This is a genomic window from Vibrio marisflavi CECT 7928 (assembly GCF_921294215.1).
Lineage (GTDB): Bacteria > Pseudomonadota > Gammaproteobacteria > Enterobacterales > Vibrionaceae > Vibrio > Vibrio marisflavi.
Genome location: NZ_CAKLDM010000001.1, coordinates 753,436 through 772,638 on the forward strand (window position 1 = coordinate 753,436; position 19,203 = coordinate 772,638).

Below are 19,203 nucleotides of genomic sequence, written 5' to 3' on the forward strand. Positions count from 1 at the left end.
ATGTATTAGGTGTAGGGTGTGATTTCAATTCAAGAAATCTTGATACTTAGCGTTTTAGGTAGTAGCCGACAATAGCGTACGTGGTATCTGTTAGGTATCGTGAAGTACTAGTTTTTGTACAAATTTGGAATTTTATATTTATCGCATGATATCAAAAGATTTCATGTTTCATTCACATTGAATCTTTTAGTTTGACAATGCTTTACAGCGAAACACTGTTTCTTATTTATGGATTATAGTTATATGCAGAAATACCCAAAACAACAGATTCTTCTTCACTGGTTAACCTTGCTTCTTATCATTGTTACGTATGGAGCAATGGACTTGAACTTTGCGCCTAAGAGTAGCCCTTGGCACGATACAATTAAGCTCATACATTTTAACGCCGGCGTATTGGTGTTCTTAGTCATGTTTGTACGAGTTTATTTGTACAAACGTAATATCGCACCGTCGATCACACCTAAGCCACCAGAATGGCAAGAGAAAATTTCTTCTATCACGCATAAGATCATTTACCTATGTTTTCTAGCATTGCCAATTCTTGGCGTAGTCTCTTTGTATATCGGTGGAAAAGAGTGGAGCTTTTTAGGGTTTCAAATGCCAATAGTCGCGGCGCCGGATAAAGCTACCTACAAAACGATAAAAGATCTACATGAAACCATTGCTGACGCTGGGTACTTTCTAATTGCTTTGCATGCAGGTGCGGCAATTTATCATCACCATGTAGTAAAAGATGACACACTCAAACGAATGATGCCTTAAATGAAAAAAGCCGCGTTATAAGCGGCTTTTTCATCACTGATACTTCCCTCGAGTTTACAAAACGTAACTGTCTTTTTCTAACAATGTCATTAGCTTTGAACTAGTCAGTGTTTTTTGTTGCTCTGAATGAAGGAGTTGATCGTAGGTTGTTCTACTCGATTGGTGGAATATTCCTACTGGTACAGGGAAATCAGGATAACTTAAGTTTGCCAACATATAGGCGAGTGAAGTGTCTCCAGTGCTAGCGTCATGTGTTAGCACTGAGTTGTCGTTATCATCGGTGACAGTTGGAGTTAAACCTGACAGCTTTAACGCTTTGTTTTCACCAAATACCATTGGTTCATTGTGTTCCAAGTACAGTAAGTGCTCTTTACGCTGTTTAGGCCCATTATAAGGTTCATGTACCTTGTCATTAAAAATGACGCAGTTTTGTAGAATTTCTATTACAGCACAACCTTTGTGTTTTGCTGCTGCTTCAAAAACGGCCGTCATATGTTTAGGGTCGTTATCTGAAGTGCGTGCAATAAAGCTTGCATTTGAAGCAGCGGCTATGGTCAGTGGCCTCAATGGGTAGTCGATACTACCTGCAGGCGAGGATTTACTAACACACCCTTGAGCACTTGTCGGGGAATATTGTCCCTTAGTTAGACCATATATTTCATTGTTAAACAACAGTATTTTAATGTCTTGGTTTCGGCGGATCGCGTGGATAAAGTGATTTCCACCAATACTTAACGCATCGCCGTCACCGGTTACAACCCAAACATCGAGCTCAGGGTTAACGGCTTTTACGCCCGTTGCGATTGTTGGTGCTCTACCGTGGATTGTATGGAAGCCATAAGTGTCCATGTAGTACGGAAAACGCGAAGAGCACCCAATGCCTGAGATAAAGACAGTATTGTGTTTAGTTTTACCAGCTTTAGCTAATACCGACTGCATTGTTTTTAATACATTAAAATCACCACATCCTTGGCACCATTTTACTTCTTGACTGGAAACGAAATCTTTACGGTTAAGCATGGGCTGGCTCACTGATATTCTCTTTTACACTATTGCTGATTGCGGTTTTTAGTTCTTCAATTTTAAAAGGTGTACCTTCTACTTTCGCAAAACCTTCTACATGAACCGTCGTTTTAGATTGTATGTACTGCTTTAGCTGACCGTTGTTTAGTTCAACAACCAATATATGCTCAAAGCTATCTAACAAGTCAGTAAAGTTATTTGGTAAAGGGTTTAGGTATTGAAGGTGTGCGTGAGCTACCGTAAGTCCTTCGTCACGCAGTTCGTTAATTGCGGTTTTAACAGAACCAAGCGTACCGCCCCAAGACAACACCAAGAGCTTATCGTCAACAGAACCTGTTATAGATTGCTCAGGTATAAAGCGAGAAATGTTTTCAACTTTAGTTGAACGCTCTTGAGTCATTTTTTGATGGTTACTTGGCTCGTAACATACATCACCAGTGATACTCTTCTTCTCTAGACCACCAATTCGATGCTGTTTATCTTCTGTACCAGGAACAACCCATTCTCTAGCCAAAGTATCATGGTCGCGTAGGTACGGATAATAGCTACCAGAAATACTGACTTCTTGCTGCTTCCATTTTGGAAGTTCACTCTCGTTAGGTACTTTCCAAGGTTCAGTACCATTTGCTATATAACCATCGGTCAATAGTATTACGGGAGTCATAAACATTGTCGCGAGCCTGCTAGCTTCTATTGCCATGTTGTAACAGTCTGCGGGTGACGCAGCGGCAAGCACAGGAAGCGGCGAGTCCCCATTTCTGCCATAAAGTGCAAACAACAAGTCGGATTGTTCTGTTTTGGTCGGGAGGCCAGTTGATGGTCCACCTCTTTGGACATCGACAACAACTAAAGGTAGCTCAGCCATGACAGCGAGGTTTATCGTTTCAGATTTTAAACACAGTCCTGGGCCTGATGTTGTTGTTAGCGCAAGAGCGCCAGCGTATGAAGCACCTAAAGCAGCCCCTGCCGCTGCGATTTCATCTTCAGCTTGGAAGGTTGTTACACCGTAATCTTGATATTTCGCTAGCTGGTGGAGTATATCTGAAGCCGGAGTAATAGGGTAAGAACCCAAAAACAACGAGCGACTAGCCGCGTGTGATGCAGTGACAAACCCTAATGATAGCGCTTCATTTCCAGAGACTGAACGGTAACGACCAGGTTTGATGTCTGCTTTGGACACTTGCCAGCTTTCACTAAAAATCTCCGTTGTATCTGCATAATTAAAACCGCTCTTTAGCGCAGTAATGTTTGCGTTGACGATATCAGGAGATGAGGCAAAACGTTTAGATATCCAACTTTCTGCTTCGTCTAATGATTGATTGAATATCCACAAAGTAATACCGAGCATAAAGCAGTTTTTGCATCGGCGAGCGACTTTACCGGGTAAGCCTAACCCTTGTAGCGAGTTCAACGTAAGTTGAGTGAAATCTTCGGCGACTACGCGATAGCTGTTAAGCGATCCGTCGTCCAGTGGGTTATTTTCGAATCCGGCTAATTTGACTAACGAGTCTCTAAATCCGGCTTTATCGACAATGAGAAGCCCACCCGTAGTTAAATCTGGTAGGTTCTTCTTTAAAGCTGCAGCGTTCATCGCTATTAGAACGCCACAACGGTCACCGGGGGTGAAAATTTCGTGATCGGCAAATTGCAACTGAAAAGAAGAAACACCGGAAACTGTCCCAGCTGGTGCGCGAATTTCGGCTGGGTAATCAGGTAAGGTTGCGAGAGAGTTTCCAAACAAACTAACGCTACTAGAAAACCTGTCACCGGTGAATTGGATTCCGTCTCCAGAATCACCGGCAAAGCGTATAACTTCGGAACCTAGCGATGTCTTGGACTGGATTTTACCATTCTTCATGAAAAAACTTACCTCAAGTAAAAGCTATTTTATTGTTCTAATATGAAAATCAATATTTAAGTAGAACCTAAAAATTCTACGGATAAAGTTCTATGCGGGCTTATATTAGAGCCTAAACTACCGATTATATAATCATATCATTAGTACAGTCATGCATAGAAAATGTAAAATAACTATCCAATGTCGCTATTGAAATAAAAAAGAACTTATGCCTCCAACATCAATAAAACATTAATGATCGTATGGTCTATCGCTTTGCTAGGCGTCTTGGTATTGAAAACCCAACCGATTCATATCTCGATTTTGCTTTTATATATTCGGCCATTCGGTAAATCTTTTGCCTGGATAGGACAAAAGCAATCAGTAGTTAAAACATACAACTCATTACGTTCAAAACCTGCGACTAAGCAAGCTAAAGGGTGCTGGTCAAAATGGTACGACTTGATGGCTTTCGAATTTTTTAGTAGTACAACCTTGTGGTTGTTACATGCAACCCATAGCCTACCATTTTTGTCCAGGCTAATACCGTCGGGCGAGTCGCCTGATTCAAATTGAAAGTATACTTCTCTATCGGAAAGAGTACCGTCTGGCATACAATGAAATCGGGTTATACGATCGGCATTTGATTCTGCTACATATAGAAATTTATTTATTGAGTCATATGCAAAACCGTTTGGACACAATAGATCATTAGCTGAGTAATATACGTTATGTTCTTTAATTGTAATTAAAGAACACGGCTTCGGTGGCTCACCTTCTATATAGTTGTTTCCCATGCCGCTTATGAACACGACACCACTATCTGATATAAAAAGATCATTATTTATAATTTGGTTGTAGTTAGTTAAAGATACATATTGGTGACGATTATTTTTCTGATCAATTCTAACTACTTCTTGATCTAAAGGCTTAACAACCAACAATGATTCGTCAGGTAACCAACCTAAGCCGGCAATAGCAGAACTGAATTTATGTATCACTTTGACGCTGCCATCACTATCTAAAGTACAGACGTTACCTTGAAAAACCGATGAAAACCATACTTTACCGCTGTGCCACCTAGGGCATTCTGGATAAGAGATTTTATCTGCTAGTAATTTAAAATTCATTTTTCACCCACTAGTAAATTCTACATGATTGGTGCAATATAAACGAAATCTAGTAGTTAATTAAGCCTAAGTAGATTATTTAATAATACGTTCTTTATACTATTTTTGAAGTGAATGTTCTTGTTGTGTTTTTATTTACTCTGGAAATTTTATCGACTAGTAGTCTTGTATAAATTATACATGTTCATGTAAGCGATTAATTAAAGTTAGATATGGATATGTATTTTGATGTATTAATATAGAATGGGGCTACCCGAACGGTAACCGTATTGGTTGACCTAATATAAAATTTAAATACGTTAGTAGCTGGAATGAATCATAATGAGTAAACTCTCGATAAAAACTCTATTCAAGGCATTGATATTATTTGCTTCGTTCTCCATCTCAACACAGATTTATGCGGAGCATCTTGTGTTTTTTGGAGATAGCCTGACCGACACTGGTAATTATCCAGAGCCAGAAAACCTAAGAAATCCACAATTAAAAAACTTTAACCTTTATGTGCCAATAACTAACCCAGTTCCAATGCAGTACTACGGAAAAAATGGCTATCCAAGTTTGAGCTTTTTGCAAAAATCCATACCACATCAGGGCCTTATTGATGGAGAACCAAAAGCACTTTTTAGTATTAACTGGCCACTGTATTTGGCATCAGATTTGAAAAAGAATGAATTAGTTTCTTGGTATCAATATGTATCCAACGGGACAGGAAAAAGTATTAGTTTAAATTATGCATGGGCCAGTGCGATCGCAAATGGTAACGCTGGGTGTTTCCATGATGATGGCTCTTTATTCGCCGGAGAGTGCAGTGAGTACAGTCTATTAGGAAACAGGGAAAAGTATGTTAAACATACTGAGAACAACGATAGCTTTGATAAGAGTACTGACTATGAGTATGAAGATCTTCAGATTCCAAATCTAGCAGAGCAAATAGAACTCTATTATCAAGAAACCGATAGCTCACAGAGAAGTAATGCAAAAGTATTCATTTTTATCGGCGGTAATGATATCAGCAACTTTCTAAAATCTAAGCTAATTAGGATGGTTATAGAACCAAGTTCATTTTTTGACACAACTATTGAAAGCAAAATGAACAAAGTAGCAGATAGTGTACTTAGAGCTGTAACTAAGATACGTATACAGACACCGAGCGCCAAGATCTACATATTAACGTTGCCTAAGTTTTCAAATTTGTATGCTGGACATAGCTATCAAAGCATACCTTTGATAGGTGGGAAAATTGTAAGTTCTCTAAACTATGCTGTCAGTAGTTACAACAATGCTCTTAAATCACGCTTCTCTGGATTGAAAAATATTCAAGTAATCGATAGCGGAGAATATTTGGACAATGTTGCCCGAACGCCACTGTATAAAAGTTCAGTGGAGAAGGGAAGTGCTTGTTTTAATGATCCATCTGGTGACTACATGAACCCTTTGCACAGTAACAACAACTGTGTATATGGACCACAAAGTAATCATAGCTATTTCAGTTGGAACAATGCCCACTATTCATCCAGCGTGAACAAAGGATTAGCAAACTACGTACTAAAAACTGTTACGCATTAGGTGTCTATTAAATAAAAACGCCATGCAAAGACATGGCGTAAGGCTCTCAATTGACGTAGAGAAAATATTAACTGTGGTCGGTACTTTCTAAAACTCTTAAGTGACGTTGCTCTGTGAGAAAGTAGCTGGTTATATCATGCTCTACTCGATACATATCTAGCCTAAATTCGTCGAGCATCGCTTCAGTACATCGACTACAGTCTTTAAATTGTTCAAACTCACTAACTAGTTGTTCTAGCTTATCTTTTAATGCGTCGTGGTTAACATTTGAGTTATCCATTTTAGCCTCCTGACGTTGTCACTCTAACGGTGATATTTGTTCCATAGTTACAATGTAGACCAGTTTCATATAAACTGCGCGCATACTAGAGCTAAAGAACTAGTTTTTTGAGTTTGTAGAGTGAAATTTGTCCTAAACAAGACTAAAGTCACATAGTTTATGGTTAAAGGATCTAGCCGACAAGTTGAATAGTGCGCACCTGCTGGTGCTTTTGAATTGATTTTATTTATTTGGATAATTGGCTGTAAGGTTAAATAATGAAAACAACAACTAGGGTGATATTCTTTTCAAGCTTGGGAGGAGTACTTGAGTTTTATGACTTTATTATATACGCACTTTTAGCTCACTACTTGAGCGAAAACTTTTTTCCGTCGCATGATGCTCGACTATCGCTGATCCTAACATTAGCAACGTTTGCAATTGGTTATATCGTAAGACCTATTGGTGGCATCTTTTTTGGTCATCAAGGTGATATGAAAGGCAGAAAGAAACCGTTTACTCTGACAGTTATGATGATGGCACTGTCAACGTTATTCATCGGCTTCTTACCAACATACGCTTCAGTGGGTATTTGGGCTCCACTAATGTTGATTGCTTTACGCGTATTACAAGGGTTCTCTGTTGGTGGAGAAATACCAGGAGGCATCACTTATCTTTCAGAGGTAGCACCGAAAAACAAAGCACTAGTATGTTCATTACTGTTCTTTTGTCTCATTGGAGGCATAGTGCTGGGTTTATGCTCAAGTTTGCTTCTACATCATTTTCTGACAGCACAGCAAATAACCCAATTCGGCTGGAGAGTACCGTTTATAGTTGGTGGAGTTCTAGGTATTGTTAGCTTCCTTATCAGAAGACAACTCGTTGAGTCTCCATCATTTGAGAAAATGCTAAAAGACAAAGAGCAGGTAGAAATCAAGTTACCTCTAAAGTTATTGCTATCAAAATACCCTAAGCAATTGCTAGCCGGCTTTTTTGTTACTGGAGCTGGAGCAAGTTCAATCATGATTTTCTTCTTGCTGCTACCAACTTTTCTAGGCAAGATGCAACATTACCCAATTGACTACGTGTTGAATAGTACAACGCTTGGGTTGTTAGTAGGGTGTATTCTTATTTTGTTATCAGGATATTGCATCGATAAGCTTAATACGAAGTTAAAATCTTGGTTTACTATTTCTTGTGTACTTAGCGTGCTATCCGCTTTGTACATCTATGATTTGTTTGACCAAAAAGTCCCAGATCTTTTACTTCCTATGATGATTGGTGCAGTTGTGATTGGCCTTTTGTGGTCAGCAATCCCTTCAATACTATCAATTTTGTTTCCAACAGGGGTTCGATATTCAGGAATTGGGCTTGTATATAATGTGGCATTTGCTTCAATCGGTGGACTAGCACCTGTTATATCTCTTAGCCTTATCGAATATAGTCATTCCTTGATGGGACCAGCTTACTATCAGATGATTGCTTCCGCATTGGGTCTAGTGGGAATGTGGGTACTCAAAGGCCAAAACCTAACACTAAACCGTGATAAGTTTTGATAAGAAAAAAGCCGGTAGTAATTACCGGCTATAAAAATCTAAGAATGATTGGTTTCGAGCTGACTAAACCCGGACATATCTTTATTTCCATGTTGTACTACAGGGGACAGGTTTGTTCTTAGGCTTAGCTTTAAGTCTTTTAATGGCTGTAGTTCAATAGTCGCGTTTTTAATGTTTACATCGAAAACATGGCCAACTTGTTTATGATTACTACTCAAGAAATGAGTGTGGAAACCAGGTACGCCGATACCATCCATGAATTTAGGTGACTGGAAGATCACTAACGTTCCTTTAGTGTTCTTGAAGTTAAACACATTTTGGTTGGTTTTCATCCAGCTTACTATTGGTGTGTATGGCGGCGTCTGATAGTTTTCACTTCGAGCCTCAACGTTATTAAAATCGCCAGTCACTTTGATCGCATACATTAGTTGATCGTTGTTTTCTAATGATTTAATGACTTTTTGAAGCTCTGCGATACTTTGAATGTTTTTAACCGTTATCGTTTTTGTTGCTTTAAATTCAGTCGCGGTCATATAGGAAAGCCCATCACTAGGCTTCATCTCTTTCCCTTTTCCATGTGGGCCAGCGATATAAGCATGTCCATTAACCATAATGACTTCGCCTAATCCAACACCAGCACCTAAGCCTAAGTCATTGTGCTTTTTAACTTGTTTTACTGTCGTCACTTTTCCCATTTGGCCTGCAACTAAAGCAGATGAAGTGCCGTATTGGTATTCAGTTCCTTGTGCAAAAGCAAGTGAGCTAATGAATGCGCTACCGATCGCCAATGTTGTCAGTGTTTTTTTCATAGTATAAGTAGTAATGTTGTTAATAGTGGCTACAACGCTACATTACGTGAAAACACAATGATATCTACTGATTTGCAACTTTAGGTGCCAAAAATACAACCAATTTTTAAAGTTATTCGAGCTAATTCAACAATAGGTCACCTTAATATTTCTAAATCGAGGTTATGCTGATGAACTCTGTGTATTGCGAGCCTTTTTGGCGTTTCAAGTACAGGTTCTTTGTAAACAAACTTTTTCCTTTCAATATGATACAAGCTTTTCTCGTCGAAAAAGCATTCATGCATATACAAAAGCTCCTGCCTTCGGTATTCATCTAGGGGTTTAATAGACTCATTTATTTCTCTTTCTAGTTTCTTGGTTAAAATTCTGTCCGGGAATGTGACTATTTCGGCTAAATTTTTGCAGTAGCTTTCCAGTTGACAATGAAATTTTCGCCAATCCTCGTCAAATAGTTCATCTGAGAAGTTAATCTTATTCGCATAGCTCGCTAGTATAGGGAGACACTCAGTAGTTAATTTGTCTGCCATTTTCTGACCAACTCGCTTCGGTAGGGTATATGTCCAATACTCAGAACCATATAAGCCCATTGTGTTATAGTGAGGGTTTAGTATTACACCGTCACGAACAACTACTTTATCACATGCTAGCGCCATCATTGCGCCACCTGCTCCAGCATTGTTTCTAATTGCCGCTACTGTTAGTTTGTTTTCGCACAGCAGTATTTCTTGTACTAGGTCATCAATGGCGTTTATATTCTTCCACGATTCTTCCGCAGGATTTTCTGTTGATTCAATAACTTTTAAGTGTATACCGTTACTCCAGAATTGATCTCCGCCCATCAACACAATGACATTTATATCATTGTTATCTTTTAGACTTAGAAAAGCATCTGTCAACCTTGCGCATTGGTTCGTGTCCATAGCTCCGTTGTAGAAATCAAAGTGTAAGTAGGCAACATTACCTTTAAACTCAATAGATATTTCATCCCCTAGGTAACCGAGGTCATAATTTACAATATCTTTGTTTGGTAAGTAGGTTGGTAACGGTTGTCTAAATTTATTAAGTACTAAAGACGCGGGAAGCTTAAGCGTTTTGTTACCGTTAGTAGGTTTTACTTTAAATTGTCTAATCCACACCGCGCCATCAATTGTTGCGATACATACTGAGTCATGATTTGTAGCCACTACATTACCGGGGGGGCCAACTAGCTCTTTTTCTTGATAAGCTCCAAAAGCATAGAGGTTTTGTCCGGCGATATTTATTAATACGCCCGGGCAACTATCTGCACAACGTATCTTTCTCAATACTGTTTTAGTATCGTCTAATAGCCAATCAATTTTCCGTATGGACTGATCCATTTTCGGCATTAATTGGCCTTTAACGTTTTTGTTTGTGTAGTCTAAGGCTCTAGTCGAAATGGTATTATTTTCTACATTTCGCACGGCATAACCTACTAATTTAGAAGCGATTCGTATCACTTCACCTCGATACGCCTTGGATTTGGAATAGTTACAATGTAACGCAAAGTTAGCTGTTCCCCAAATATTACCTGCGTCCATTTCATCAGATGCTTGTAATAGCGTGACTCCCCAACTATTTTTTTCTTGTAATATAGCCCAGTCGATAGAGGAGGGCCCTCGATCGCCTTCAATTCCAGGATGAACAATCAAGCAAGGATTATTTTGCCAAATTTCTGCCGGTACTCGTTTAGTTAGAAAAGGGCAAATAATCAGGTCTGGCTTAAAAAGTGCGACTGCTTCAAGCATATGCTTGCTGGAAATTGCGAGTTCGACTGATACTGTGTGGTTAGATTGGAGCAGTTCTTGTCTAATTCTTTGTGTCATGCCGTTAAAGGCAGTTGATATTAATAGTATTTTCATGATTATCTTGATGGCGTTAGTAAAAATAGCCCCTGTGACACGTAAATATGGAGTTACGCAGTATTAATAACACAATTATCCCTAACCATATTTTGTTCTAAATTAAGTTAATCACAATTAAAACAACCTTAATGCACTATAACTAAGTGTGTCGGAAACTATGGAATAAACCAAACTACGCCTGATTCACGTTCTCGAATCAAATATGATCTTGTTAAGGTTTAAAGGGCATTAGGGCTAGGGCTCCTTATTAGTCTGAATGAACTACTAATGGGAGGTTAATGTGTAGCGTTAATTTTTTCACTCATGTTTTGATACGCAAAACCAATTAGTCCAGCTACTGTTAATTCGTCGGTGTAGCTTCCAGAAGCGACGCCGTATTCGAAGCTGAGGTTCTGTTTGATTCCACGGCTATCAACATTTAAGACTGCTGCCTTTTTTAACCGGCTAATTGCTGTTAGAGCAACTCTTTCTATCGCGCCAACCATGAAAATCACAAATACATCTTCGTCAACTCGAGCGAGTATGTCGGAATCTCTAGACATGTTACTTACAAGTTGTGCAAATAATTTAAGCGTTGATTTATCACCGCCTTTTTTAACTCCATCAAACCTGATATAGGCAAGTGAAAAAGGGTAGCGGCAAAATTTACAGTAACGTAGTGCTTTTTTCGCAAGGCATGAGAATCCGCGCCTGTTAGATAGAAAAGTCAATTCATCGACCGTTGAGCTTAGGCTTGTTGAAAGCTCGCGCTCTACCATTTTTGCTAAATCGGTTAGGTCTTGAATCTGAGTTTCGTTCAGAACTCGTGGTTGGCTGTCGATGATACAAAGCGTTCCTAACTTTAGTTTTTCATCGTATAAAAGAGGAACCCCGGCATAAAATCGAATATTTGGATCCCCTAAAACCAACGGGTTTCTAGTAAATCTAGGATCAGATGTCGCATCTTCTACGATAAGAGGTTTTCGATCCAATATAGTGTGGCCACAAAACGAAATATCTCTAGAAGTTTGTGTCACTTTTAAACCATAAATAGACTTAAACCATTGGCGGTTTTGATCAACTAAGCTAACAACAGCAATAGGCACATTGAATAAATAGCGTGCTAAACGCGTTACTCTGTCGAATCTTTCTTCAGGTAGGGTATCTAGTATTTTTAAGCTGTGTAAGGCACGTAACCGATCATTTTCATCTTCAGGTAAAGGGGGCTTATACACTGGTTTAACGCTCTTTTTATGCATTCTTTATCAAATAGTACGATGATTGTCCTAAACCTTTGATAGAAATAACAATAAAATGGGGCGATATCACAAACATTAGTCTGAATTTCAAATTGTCCACAATTCAATGGAGAAATATTTTTCTTTACATTCAAGATGTTACCTTGATTTCTTTTCTTGCCGTAATATAATTATCATTATATTACGGCATAGATATAGCGCCACCACATCAATACGCGTTACATCGTAACGTTTAAATTTATACTTACTTATTAGGTAGATATGACAGCTAGACGTTCTCAGTTTGAATTAAGAGATACACTCTATGGAAAACTAGATGAAAGGTGGAAAGGACGGAAGTCTGCGTTAGAAAGATTTAAAGTAACATTGCCTGATATTAGAGATTGTATTGATCCTTCGCTTCCAAACTTTAACGACGTGTTGAGTCGTTGGAACCGCTTTGATAGAGAACGGCACGGTATCTCTGCCAATTCTTTAAAAATGCTAGCGACATGCATTAGAACTTGGGATTCTTACTGTGCTCGCAACGGTGCGTACTCAATCCCAGTGAACACCGAGTTTTTTATGTCTTTTCTAATGGATAAAGTCTTTGAAGGGAAGTCTGTTAACACGATCAAACAGTATTATGCGCAGCTTTGTTATTTTTTCGGTCTGTTTGAAGATATAACCCCATTGCACGGGAAAGAAATTCGAGGTTTTTTAAAGTCACTGATTAATGATGAAGCCGATATCTCCGGGCGAATGATCCAGCCTAAGCAAGCGTCTGCATTTCGTAAACATGATTTTGATAGACTGACTGTCATCGTTGACCAGTCGAATTTACTCCAAAGACGAGACTTAGCTTTAGTCGCAACAGCATATGCTACGATGTTGCGAGAAGGAGAGTTAGGCAAAGTAAGAAAAAAACATGTAGATGTACATTCAGACTGTAAAGTATTGATATCTAGAGTACGATCTAAAACAACTACTACGGTTAAACCCAAACTGATACAAAACGAATTCGCACAAGTGTTTTTAAAGTTCTATTTACCATTTTCGAAACATTTAGAGGACGATGACTATATCTTTTCGCATATGTCGAAAAGAGGGCGCGCATTAAACCCGACTGTCCCTTGTAGTGGCCGCGCTGTAGACTCCGCATTTCAACGTCTATATCGTTTACTTTTAAACGATGGACATCAATTCGCTTCTACTTGCGAGCGACCTTGGTCCGGACATTCCGGCAGAGTAGGTGGTGTACAAGATGGATACTTAATAAAAAACCTTTCTATTACTCAGCTGATGCAGTCGGGAGATTGGACTTCAGTGCAAATGCCAATGCGCTATTTGAGGAACATTGACACCGAAGACCTAGCAACCGTTTCATTACAAATCTAGATCGTAATCAATACGTTCCACTACCTACAGTCACTTGCTTTCGATGCGAGGGACTTTAATTTGTCGCGCAGATGCTTGGTAGTTTCACTATTGATCTCTGAGTCATCACTTAGTAGCTTTGTGTATTCAGAGGAGAGCAAGTCAATATCTTCGAGGATGTTTTTCATCGCTTCATAAGTTTGAAGCCTAGATGCATTAAGATCTACTTTCATTGTTCTAGCCTTATTATTTGACGTTGTCTCGATAAGCATAGGTTTGAATAACAATAACACCAAATTATTTGCGAGGTATTTCACTTAATTTTGTAAACAATGTGACAAATTTCATGATTAAAAAACTTCACTTTTAAAGTGAACTTGGTCACATAAAAACAGTCCAAAAGGCTTTGTGGGATGCTGTTTATCCCATTGCGACGTCGAATCACTTAGGTACTTACTATGTTTTCATTTGCCAATATGGCTGACTTATTCTCTTTAATACTCACCATTGCAACTCTTGGAACTGGAATAGTTTATTGTTTAGACAAGTTTGTTTGGCAAAAGAAACGCCAAGCAAATGATGCAAATGAATCGAAAACTTCTGGTTGGATTACTCAATCCCGTTCGTTGTTCCCTGTACTGTTAGTCGTATTTATACTCAGATCGTTTATTGTCGAGCCGTTCCAAATTCCAAGTGGCTCTATGGAACCGACGCTTTTGCCCGGTGACTTTATCCTTGTAGAGAAGTTTGCTTATGGCCTAAGAGATCCCGTTTTTCATGAAACCCTTATCCATACTGGTGAACCAAAACGTGGTGATATTGCCGTATTCGTTGACCCGCAGAACCCAAAAATAGACCTAATAAAACGAATAGTTGGTCTACCTGGTGATACTATTATTTATCGAAACAAGACCTTGTATATAAAACCAGCATGTAAAAGCGGCGAAACATGCAAGCCAGCCTTTAAAGTTCCCAAATCCTACGTCGGACCAACGAAGTTTACTGAACTAGGAACAACTCTTAACGAATATAAGGAGCATTTAGGGTCTGTAAATCATATGATTCTTAGAGATCCTGTACTTCCAGAACAATACCTAAGTTACTACCAACAAGACGGCGCAGAAATTGGTGAATGGATAGTGCCTAAGGGACACTATTTTGCTATGGGTGACAACAGAGATAATAGTGATGACAGCCGTTACTGGGGTTTTATTCCCGAGAAAAACCTTGTTGGAAAAGCTACGTTCATTTGGATGAGTTTTGCGTTCAATCATAAGGCTAGCTCTTGGGAACCGAGCTGGATACCGAGTAGTGTACGATTCAAACGTATTGGTACCATTTAGATAAAATTTTAGCTCAACAGATATACAAAAGGGGCAAACTAATGACTTTGCCCCTCTATCCTATAAAGCTAAGAAAGCAACATAGCTCAATATCTATTCAACAATTAAATTAGCTGTTCAAAACCCTACAGATATGATTAACAGCTTCGTTGTGCCCTGCAATCAAGGCTTCTGATTCCTCGTTAAAAATATATAGCTGCTCATTCTTTTCTAAGCTTTCGTTAAACTTTTTACTAATGCCATCCTCGTCTTCAGGTGAAGCAAAAGAATAGCTAACACTAAAACCATTCCACTCGCGAGAATATTTCGCGTAAACCTTATAATTGATACCTTTGTGTATTCCTGATTCTTCCGTGATCATACTCGCGCAATTCCATATATGCGTATTGTTCTTTTACTACATTAGTCAACTCTCTTGATAAAGCGAATAATTGTTACGGAACCGTGAAGGCCTACCAATTAACAACCCAACACGCTTCATAAATAGGCTCGATAATTCGTGTGTCGAATGCCACTTATCTATTTGATAAATTGTACAATAGTGCACTGTTGGCAATTGACACGCGGCAGGTTTGCGTATTTAGTACTAGCTCAAAACTATATACCTTTAAAGGAAGAACGATGCAAACAAACACAACTCGGCTTTTTCCCATTCTTGCAATACTAGGCGCCATTTTCGCGTATCTATTTCCTCATTTTCTTACAAGCCTAAGTTATTTAATAGTTCCTCTACTAGTCATTATCATGCTTTCCATGGGGCTAACATTAACCATTGGCGACTTTAAACATGCGTTTGCACAAAAGACCGCTGTACTCTTAGGGCTGATTTTACAATACAGTGTTATGCCACTTGGGGCTCTTGGCGTGAGCATGATGCTTGGTTTAAACAAAGAGTTGATGGTTGGAATGGTGCTAGTTGGAAGTGTGGCAGGAGGAACGGCTTCTAATGTTATGAATTACTTAGCTAAAGGTGACGTTGCTCTATCAATAACTATGACAGCGTTATCTACACTAGTGGGGGTATTGCTAACTCCACTTCTTACAGATTTACTAGTCGGAGCAACAATCCATATCCCAGTCACAGCCATGCTTTATAGCTTGCTAAAAATAGTGCTAATACCTGTTCTCATTGGACTATTCGTCAACCATTACTTCAGTAAGCCCGTCACTAAAGTTTCCAGTCTACTGCCGATGATATCTATGCTTGCGATTGTTTTTGCAATTATGATTATTGTTGCTTTAAATGCTCACAACCTCAGGACAGTTGGTCCAATCATTTTTTTAGCTGTAATTCTTCACAATGGCATTGGCTTAACACTCGGCTATTCTGTAAGCCGTTTACTTGGTTTCAATCATAAAGTAAGTAAAACTATATGCTTAGAGGTGGGCTTGCAGAACTCAGGGCTTGCCGCTGCGTTGAGTATTAAATTCTTTGGTCCTTTATCTGCCGCACCAGCGGCTATATTCTCCATTTGGCATAATATATCAGGATCAATATTGGCTGGATTTTGGTCTAGAGAAAAAGAAGAAATTAAGTCTTGATTGGAACATAAAGTAGTATAGTTATACCCGTCATAGTTATTGCGCCCACCTAGAAATCCTTAGCGTGGGCGCGTTTTCACTAAGCTGTCGCTTCTGCCACCGCTTCATAAGAGTGGTCTTGTGCAAGGAGGATCGCTTCCTCTTTGCTGTCAACGATCAAAGGTTGGTTTGAGTCATCCATAAGCGTATAGGGCAGGGCGTCTTGGCCTATCTGTACTTTAACGCCAAATCCGACGGGATTTTTAGATTGATATAACGCCGCATAGCACTTAATACCTTTGTATTCCATTGAATGCTTCATAGCAGATATAGGTTCAAATTTAGCCATAGCGTTGTCCTTATAATAAATAATGTACAGATCCAATCTATAAGATTCTCGATAGAATTACAAACCTTTAACAACTTTACTAACTCAAGTTGAAAAAGCTCAGGCTGACTCATAACTATTTGTTATATCTTCATTAATCCGAAGGCATATAAAATATTTATGGGAAACTGTTGTACAAGAAAAGCCAATTGCGTAATTAAAATCTCGGATGTTCTTTTATTTGCTAAAGTCTTTTACAATAGTGGCTCTATTTAATGTAATAGAGCCATATGTAGTTCTAATTGACAACACTTACCCTACAAGTGAGATGTAACCGTGCATTCCCATATATAAACCTACTGCACCAATCAAAATTCCTGAAAGATAAGGTGCTCGACGGGCGATATCATTCAAACCGCTCCACTTAGAGGTAGCCTTTTGCACACCTACTGCAGCGATAACACCTACTGACACTAAGGTAAGAGCTAAACCAATACTGAATGAAACCACCAGCGTCGCACCAAGTGACATTGCCTTTAGTTGTAAACAAATAAGAAGAACAGTAACTGCAGCTGGGCAGGGGATTAAACCTCCGGTTAAGCCAAACAATAATATTTGACCGTTGGTTACATTCCTGTCTTGAAATCTCTTCTGTATGTCTACAGCATGTGATCGTTCGTGAGCATCTTGATATTCTTTATCTTCAGCGCCTGTTGATGAGTGGGAGTTAAAGTGCACATCAAAATCATGCGAGTGGTCGTGGTGCCCTATAATCAGCGTTACAGAAAGGTTGTCTAGGTACTCAATACATGAAGTAGTTTCTAAGTTTCCTTCTTGCTCAGAAAATGTTAAAAACTCGCAGCGTTGACTAGTTTGGTTTGGAACTTGAAGCCTAACATTTTTCGCATTCAATGGCTTTCCATGCAGTGTCACTAACCGGAAACGACGTTGTAATCCATCACCTACGATAGAAAGAGACACGTGCCCATGCCCAGTGTCAACAACTTGTGTTGTCCAATCGTGACTATGGCCGTGTGCTTTTCTCCATGCACGTTCATCACTCCAAGTTTTCGATATCATCCACAATCCTGTTGATACAATGATGACCCCAGAAATAAGTTGCATCCAAGGCTCAGCAGCTTGAGCAGTAAATTGTTGACTGATGTACATTCCTCCAAATGCAATTAGCCATACGATCGCAGTATGTGAAAGTGTTGCAGCCACGCCAAGCATCACAGCTTGCTTCACTGTACCCTTCACGGCAACGATAAAAGCCGCCATCATTGTTTTCGAATGTCCTGGCTCTAAGCCATGTAAAGCCCCAAGTAGAATAGCGCTTGGTATAAAAAACCACCCATGACCTTGTTGTAGTAGTGCGACGAAATTCATTTTTGTTCTCTTGTTATTCTAAACTCGCCCAAACTATACTCCCCCCTAGTATATAATACTACCCCCCAGTATAAATTAAGTGCTACATTATCAGGTAGACTGACTCACCTTAATTTCAACAGAAGATACGCTATGTCACATACCACCAAAGACCAAAAAAAACTCAAAGCTCGGGTAAGCAAAATACAAGGTCAGGTAAATGGGCTAAAAAAAATGCTTGATGAAGAGCATCAATGCCAAGATGTTTTACAACAGATTGCTGCGATTCGAGGAGCAGTCAATGGTTTAATGCGAGAAGTGATTAAAGGCCATTTATTCGAGCACGTAGTGTTAGAAGAAGATAAAGAGCAACGCGAAGCAGATATGGAAGTCATACTTAAAGTTTTGGACTCTTATATCAAATAACTAATAGAGAAGTAGATTACTCGAAATTTAGAGGTTCATAAGAAACTATTTCAGCTACCGATTACTGAATTCAATTTGCACTTTCTTGATCCGAAGAGCCTGTGATAGATAGAAAGTAAGGATTTCCTCTTTAAGAAAGGAATCCTTACAGAAGGCATTAGCCAAAGATAGCTAAAACACATGGAGATTAGATTGAAAGTCGCGAGTCACTTATTAAAAGCGTAAGTTAGTCCCGAAGATCACCATTGGAGAATCGATATTGCTATCTTTCGCGTAATTGTATTCTAAGCTAAAACCAATGTGACCGTAATGCCAAGCCATGCCAGCAGCAGCTTCACCGCCTAAGCTAGAATCTTTTACATCACGCGATGTGCTGTTTTTAACCAACGTGTAATCTGTCGTGTAGTAAGTCAAACCAGCTTTGCCATACACTTCGAAGCCAGCACCTAACGGGTAACTAGCGTAACCACTAACTCGAGGACCACTATATGTTACGTTCTGCACCTCAGAGATTGGGCTAAAAACAGAAGTAAACCCTTCCGATGCATTCTTGTAGCCTAACTCTACGCCATAGTTATTCGCGAGCATACGGCGATAATATAACTCAGTCGCAACCGTATCGTTGTCTTCCGCTTGCTGTGCTTCAGTCTTTGTTGTCATACTTCCATATCCAAGCCCAAAACCAAAAACGTTCTGGTAATTGTCAGTATTGGCATAAGCAGATGCTGAACCAACTGCAGAGATTGCTACCAAGATATTTATTAATGTCTGTTTGCGCATAGAGTTACGATCCAACCA

19 protein-coding genes are annotated in these 19,203 nt (G+C 39.3%); 7 read left to right on the forward strand and 12 right to left on the reverse strand.

What is annotated here, in order from left to right:
• The first annotated feature begins 243 nt into the window (after window positions 1-243).
• A complete protein-coding gene (locus L7A31_RS03330) occupies window positions 244-762 on the forward strand; it encodes a cytochrome b (RefSeq protein WP_237360082.1) in 519 nt (172 codons plus the stop codon).
• Window positions 763-816: 54 nt separating this feature from the next.
• Here the strand turns inward: L7A31_RS03330 and L7A31_RS03335 are convergent, their stop codons facing one another.
• From L7A31_RS03335 to L7A31_RS03345, 3 genes are all read right to left on the reverse strand, one after another.
• Window positions 817-1,794: a 2-oxoacid:ferredoxin oxidoreductase subunit beta gene (locus L7A31_RS03335; RefSeq protein WP_237360083.1), complete on the reverse strand. Its 978-nt coding sequence runs from the start codon at window positions 1,792-1,794 to the stop codon at window positions 817-819.
• The gene (locus tag L7A31_RS03340; RefSeq protein WP_237360084.1) at window positions 1,775-3,643 is read right to left on the reverse strand and encodes a 2-oxoacid:acceptor oxidoreductase subunit alpha; all 1,869 of its coding nucleotides are present in this window, start codon (window positions 3,641-3,643) and stop codon (window positions 1,775-1,777) included. Before L7A31_RS03340 ends, L7A31_RS03335 begins: the two co-directional genes overlap by 20 nt.
• Window positions 3,644-3,933: 290 nt before the next feature.
• Window positions 3,934-4,752, reverse strand: coding sequence for an SMP-30/gluconolactonase/LRE family protein (locus L7A31_RS03345; RefSeq protein WP_237360085.1), 819 nt, complete (start codon window positions 4,750-4,752; stop codon window positions 3,934-3,936).
• Window positions 4,753-5,163: 411 nt separating this feature from the next.
• Between L7A31_RS03345 and L7A31_RS03350 the strand changes: the two genes are divergently transcribed.
• On the forward strand, window positions 5,164-6,318 hold the full coding sequence (locus tag L7A31_RS03350; protein ID WP_237360086.1) for an SGNH/GDSL hydrolase family protein: 1,155 nt from the start codon (window positions 5,164-5,166) through the stop codon (window positions 6,316-6,318).
• Window positions 6,319-6,385: 67 nt separating this feature from the next.
• On the opposite strand, the gene L7A31_RS03355 is transcribed toward L7A31_RS03350, so the two are convergent.
• Window positions 6,386-6,598 carry a hypothetical protein gene (locus L7A31_RS03355; protein WP_237360087.1) on the reverse strand — a complete coding sequence of 71 codons (213 nt, stop codon included), beginning with the start codon at window positions 6,596-6,598 and terminating at the stop codon, window positions 6,386-6,388.
• A 257-nt stretch (window positions 6,599-6,855) separates the two neighbouring features.
• Here L7A31_RS03355 and L7A31_RS03360 point away from each other — a divergent pair, with 257 nt between their 5' ends.
• Window positions 6,856-8,133 (forward strand): MFS transporter, encoded by a 1,278-nt coding sequence (locus tag L7A31_RS03360; RefSeq protein WP_237360088.1) that lies wholly within the window; start codon window positions 6,856-6,858, stop codon window positions 8,131-8,133.
• A gap of 38 nt (window positions 8,134-8,171) precedes the next feature.
• Here L7A31_RS03360 and L7A31_RS03365 read toward each other — a convergent pair whose 3' ends face one another.
• The 3 genes from L7A31_RS03365 to L7A31_RS03375 form a co-directional block, all read right to left on the reverse strand.
• Window positions 8,172-8,942, reverse strand: a complete 771-nt coding sequence (locus tag L7A31_RS03365; protein ID WP_237360089.1) for an acetolactate decarboxylase — start codon at window positions 8,940-8,942, stop codon at window positions 8,172-8,174.
• A 137-nt stretch (window positions 8,943-9,079) separates the two neighbouring features.
• Entirely contained in the window at window positions 9,080-10,822 is a 1,743-nt protein-coding gene (locus L7A31_RS03370; protein WP_237360090.1) for a hydrogenase maturation protein, read from the reverse strand.
• Between the two features lie 278 nt (window positions 10,823-11,100).
• Window positions 11,101-12,039 carry a sensor domain-containing diguanylate cyclase gene (locus L7A31_RS03375; RefSeq protein WP_237360091.1) on the reverse strand — a complete coding sequence of 313 codons (939 nt, stop codon included), beginning with the start codon at window positions 12,037-12,039 and terminating at the stop codon, window positions 11,101-11,103.
• Window positions 12,040-12,324: 285 nt separating this feature from the next.
• Between L7A31_RS03375 and L7A31_RS03380 the strand changes: the two genes are divergently transcribed.
• On the forward strand, window positions 12,325-13,440 hold the full coding sequence (locus tag L7A31_RS03380; protein WP_237360092.1) for a tyrosine-type recombinase/integrase: 1,116 nt from the start codon (window positions 12,325-12,327) through the stop codon (window positions 13,438-13,440).
• Window positions 13,441-13,460: 20 nt separating this feature from the next.
• Here L7A31_RS03380 and L7A31_RS03385 read toward each other — a convergent pair whose 3' ends face one another.
• The gene (locus L7A31_RS03385; RefSeq protein WP_237360093.1) at window positions 13,461-13,652 is read right to left on the reverse strand and encodes a hypothetical protein; all 192 of its coding nucleotides are present in this window, start codon (window positions 13,650-13,652) and stop codon (window positions 13,461-13,463) included.
• Between the two features lie 243 nt (window positions 13,653-13,895).
• Between L7A31_RS03385 and lepB the strand changes: the two genes are divergently transcribed.
• Window positions 13,896-14,762: a signal peptidase I gene (lepB, locus tag L7A31_RS03390; RefSeq protein WP_237360745.1), complete on the forward strand. Its 867-nt coding sequence runs from the start codon at window positions 13,896-13,898 to the stop codon at window positions 14,760-14,762.
• Window positions 14,763-14,871: 109 nt separating this feature from the next.
• Here the strand turns inward: lepB and L7A31_RS03395 are convergent, their stop codons facing one another.
• Window positions 14,872-15,123: a hypothetical protein gene (locus tag L7A31_RS03395; RefSeq protein ID WP_237360094.1), complete on the reverse strand. Its 252-nt coding sequence runs from the start codon at window positions 15,121-15,123 to the stop codon at window positions 14,872-14,874.
• Window positions 15,124-15,383: 260 nt separating this feature from the next.
• Here L7A31_RS03395 and L7A31_RS03400 point away from each other — a divergent pair, with 260 nt between their 5' ends.
• Window positions 15,384-16,304, forward strand: coding sequence for a bile acid:sodium symporter family protein (locus L7A31_RS03400; RefSeq protein WP_237360095.1), 921 nt, complete (start codon window positions 15,384-15,386; stop codon window positions 16,302-16,304).
• 79 nt (window positions 16,305-16,383) lie between these two features.
• Here L7A31_RS03400 and L7A31_RS03405 read toward each other — a convergent pair whose 3' ends face one another.
• Together L7A31_RS03405 and L7A31_RS03410 are read right to left on the reverse strand one after the other, a co-directional pair.
• Window positions 16,384-16,632, reverse strand: coding sequence for a hypothetical protein (locus L7A31_RS03405; RefSeq protein WP_237360096.1), 249 nt, complete (start codon window positions 16,630-16,632; stop codon window positions 16,384-16,386).
• A gap of 291 nt (window positions 16,633-16,923) precedes the next feature.
• Window positions 16,924-18,000 carry a nickel/cobalt efflux protein RcnA gene (locus L7A31_RS03410; protein WP_237360097.1) on the reverse strand — a complete coding sequence of 359 codons (1,077 nt, stop codon included), beginning with the start codon at window positions 17,998-18,000 and terminating at the stop codon, window positions 16,924-16,926.
• A 132-nt stretch (window positions 18,001-18,132) separates the two neighbouring features.
• Here L7A31_RS03410 and rcnR point away from each other — a divergent pair, with 132 nt between their 5' ends.
• Window positions 18,133-18,405 (forward strand): Ni(II)/Co(II)-binding transcriptional repressor RcnR, encoded by a 273-nt coding sequence (gene rcnR / locus L7A31_RS03415; protein ID WP_237360098.1) that lies wholly within the window; start codon window positions 18,133-18,135, stop codon window positions 18,403-18,405.
• 213 nt (window positions 18,406-18,618) lie between these two features.
• Here rcnR and L7A31_RS03420 read toward each other — a convergent pair whose 3' ends face one another.
• A complete protein-coding gene (locus L7A31_RS03420; RefSeq protein ID WP_237360099.1) occupies window positions 18,619-19,185 on the reverse strand; it encodes an outer membrane beta-barrel protein in 567 nt (188 codons plus the stop codon).
• Between the last annotated feature and the right edge of the window lie 18 nt (window positions 19,186-19,203).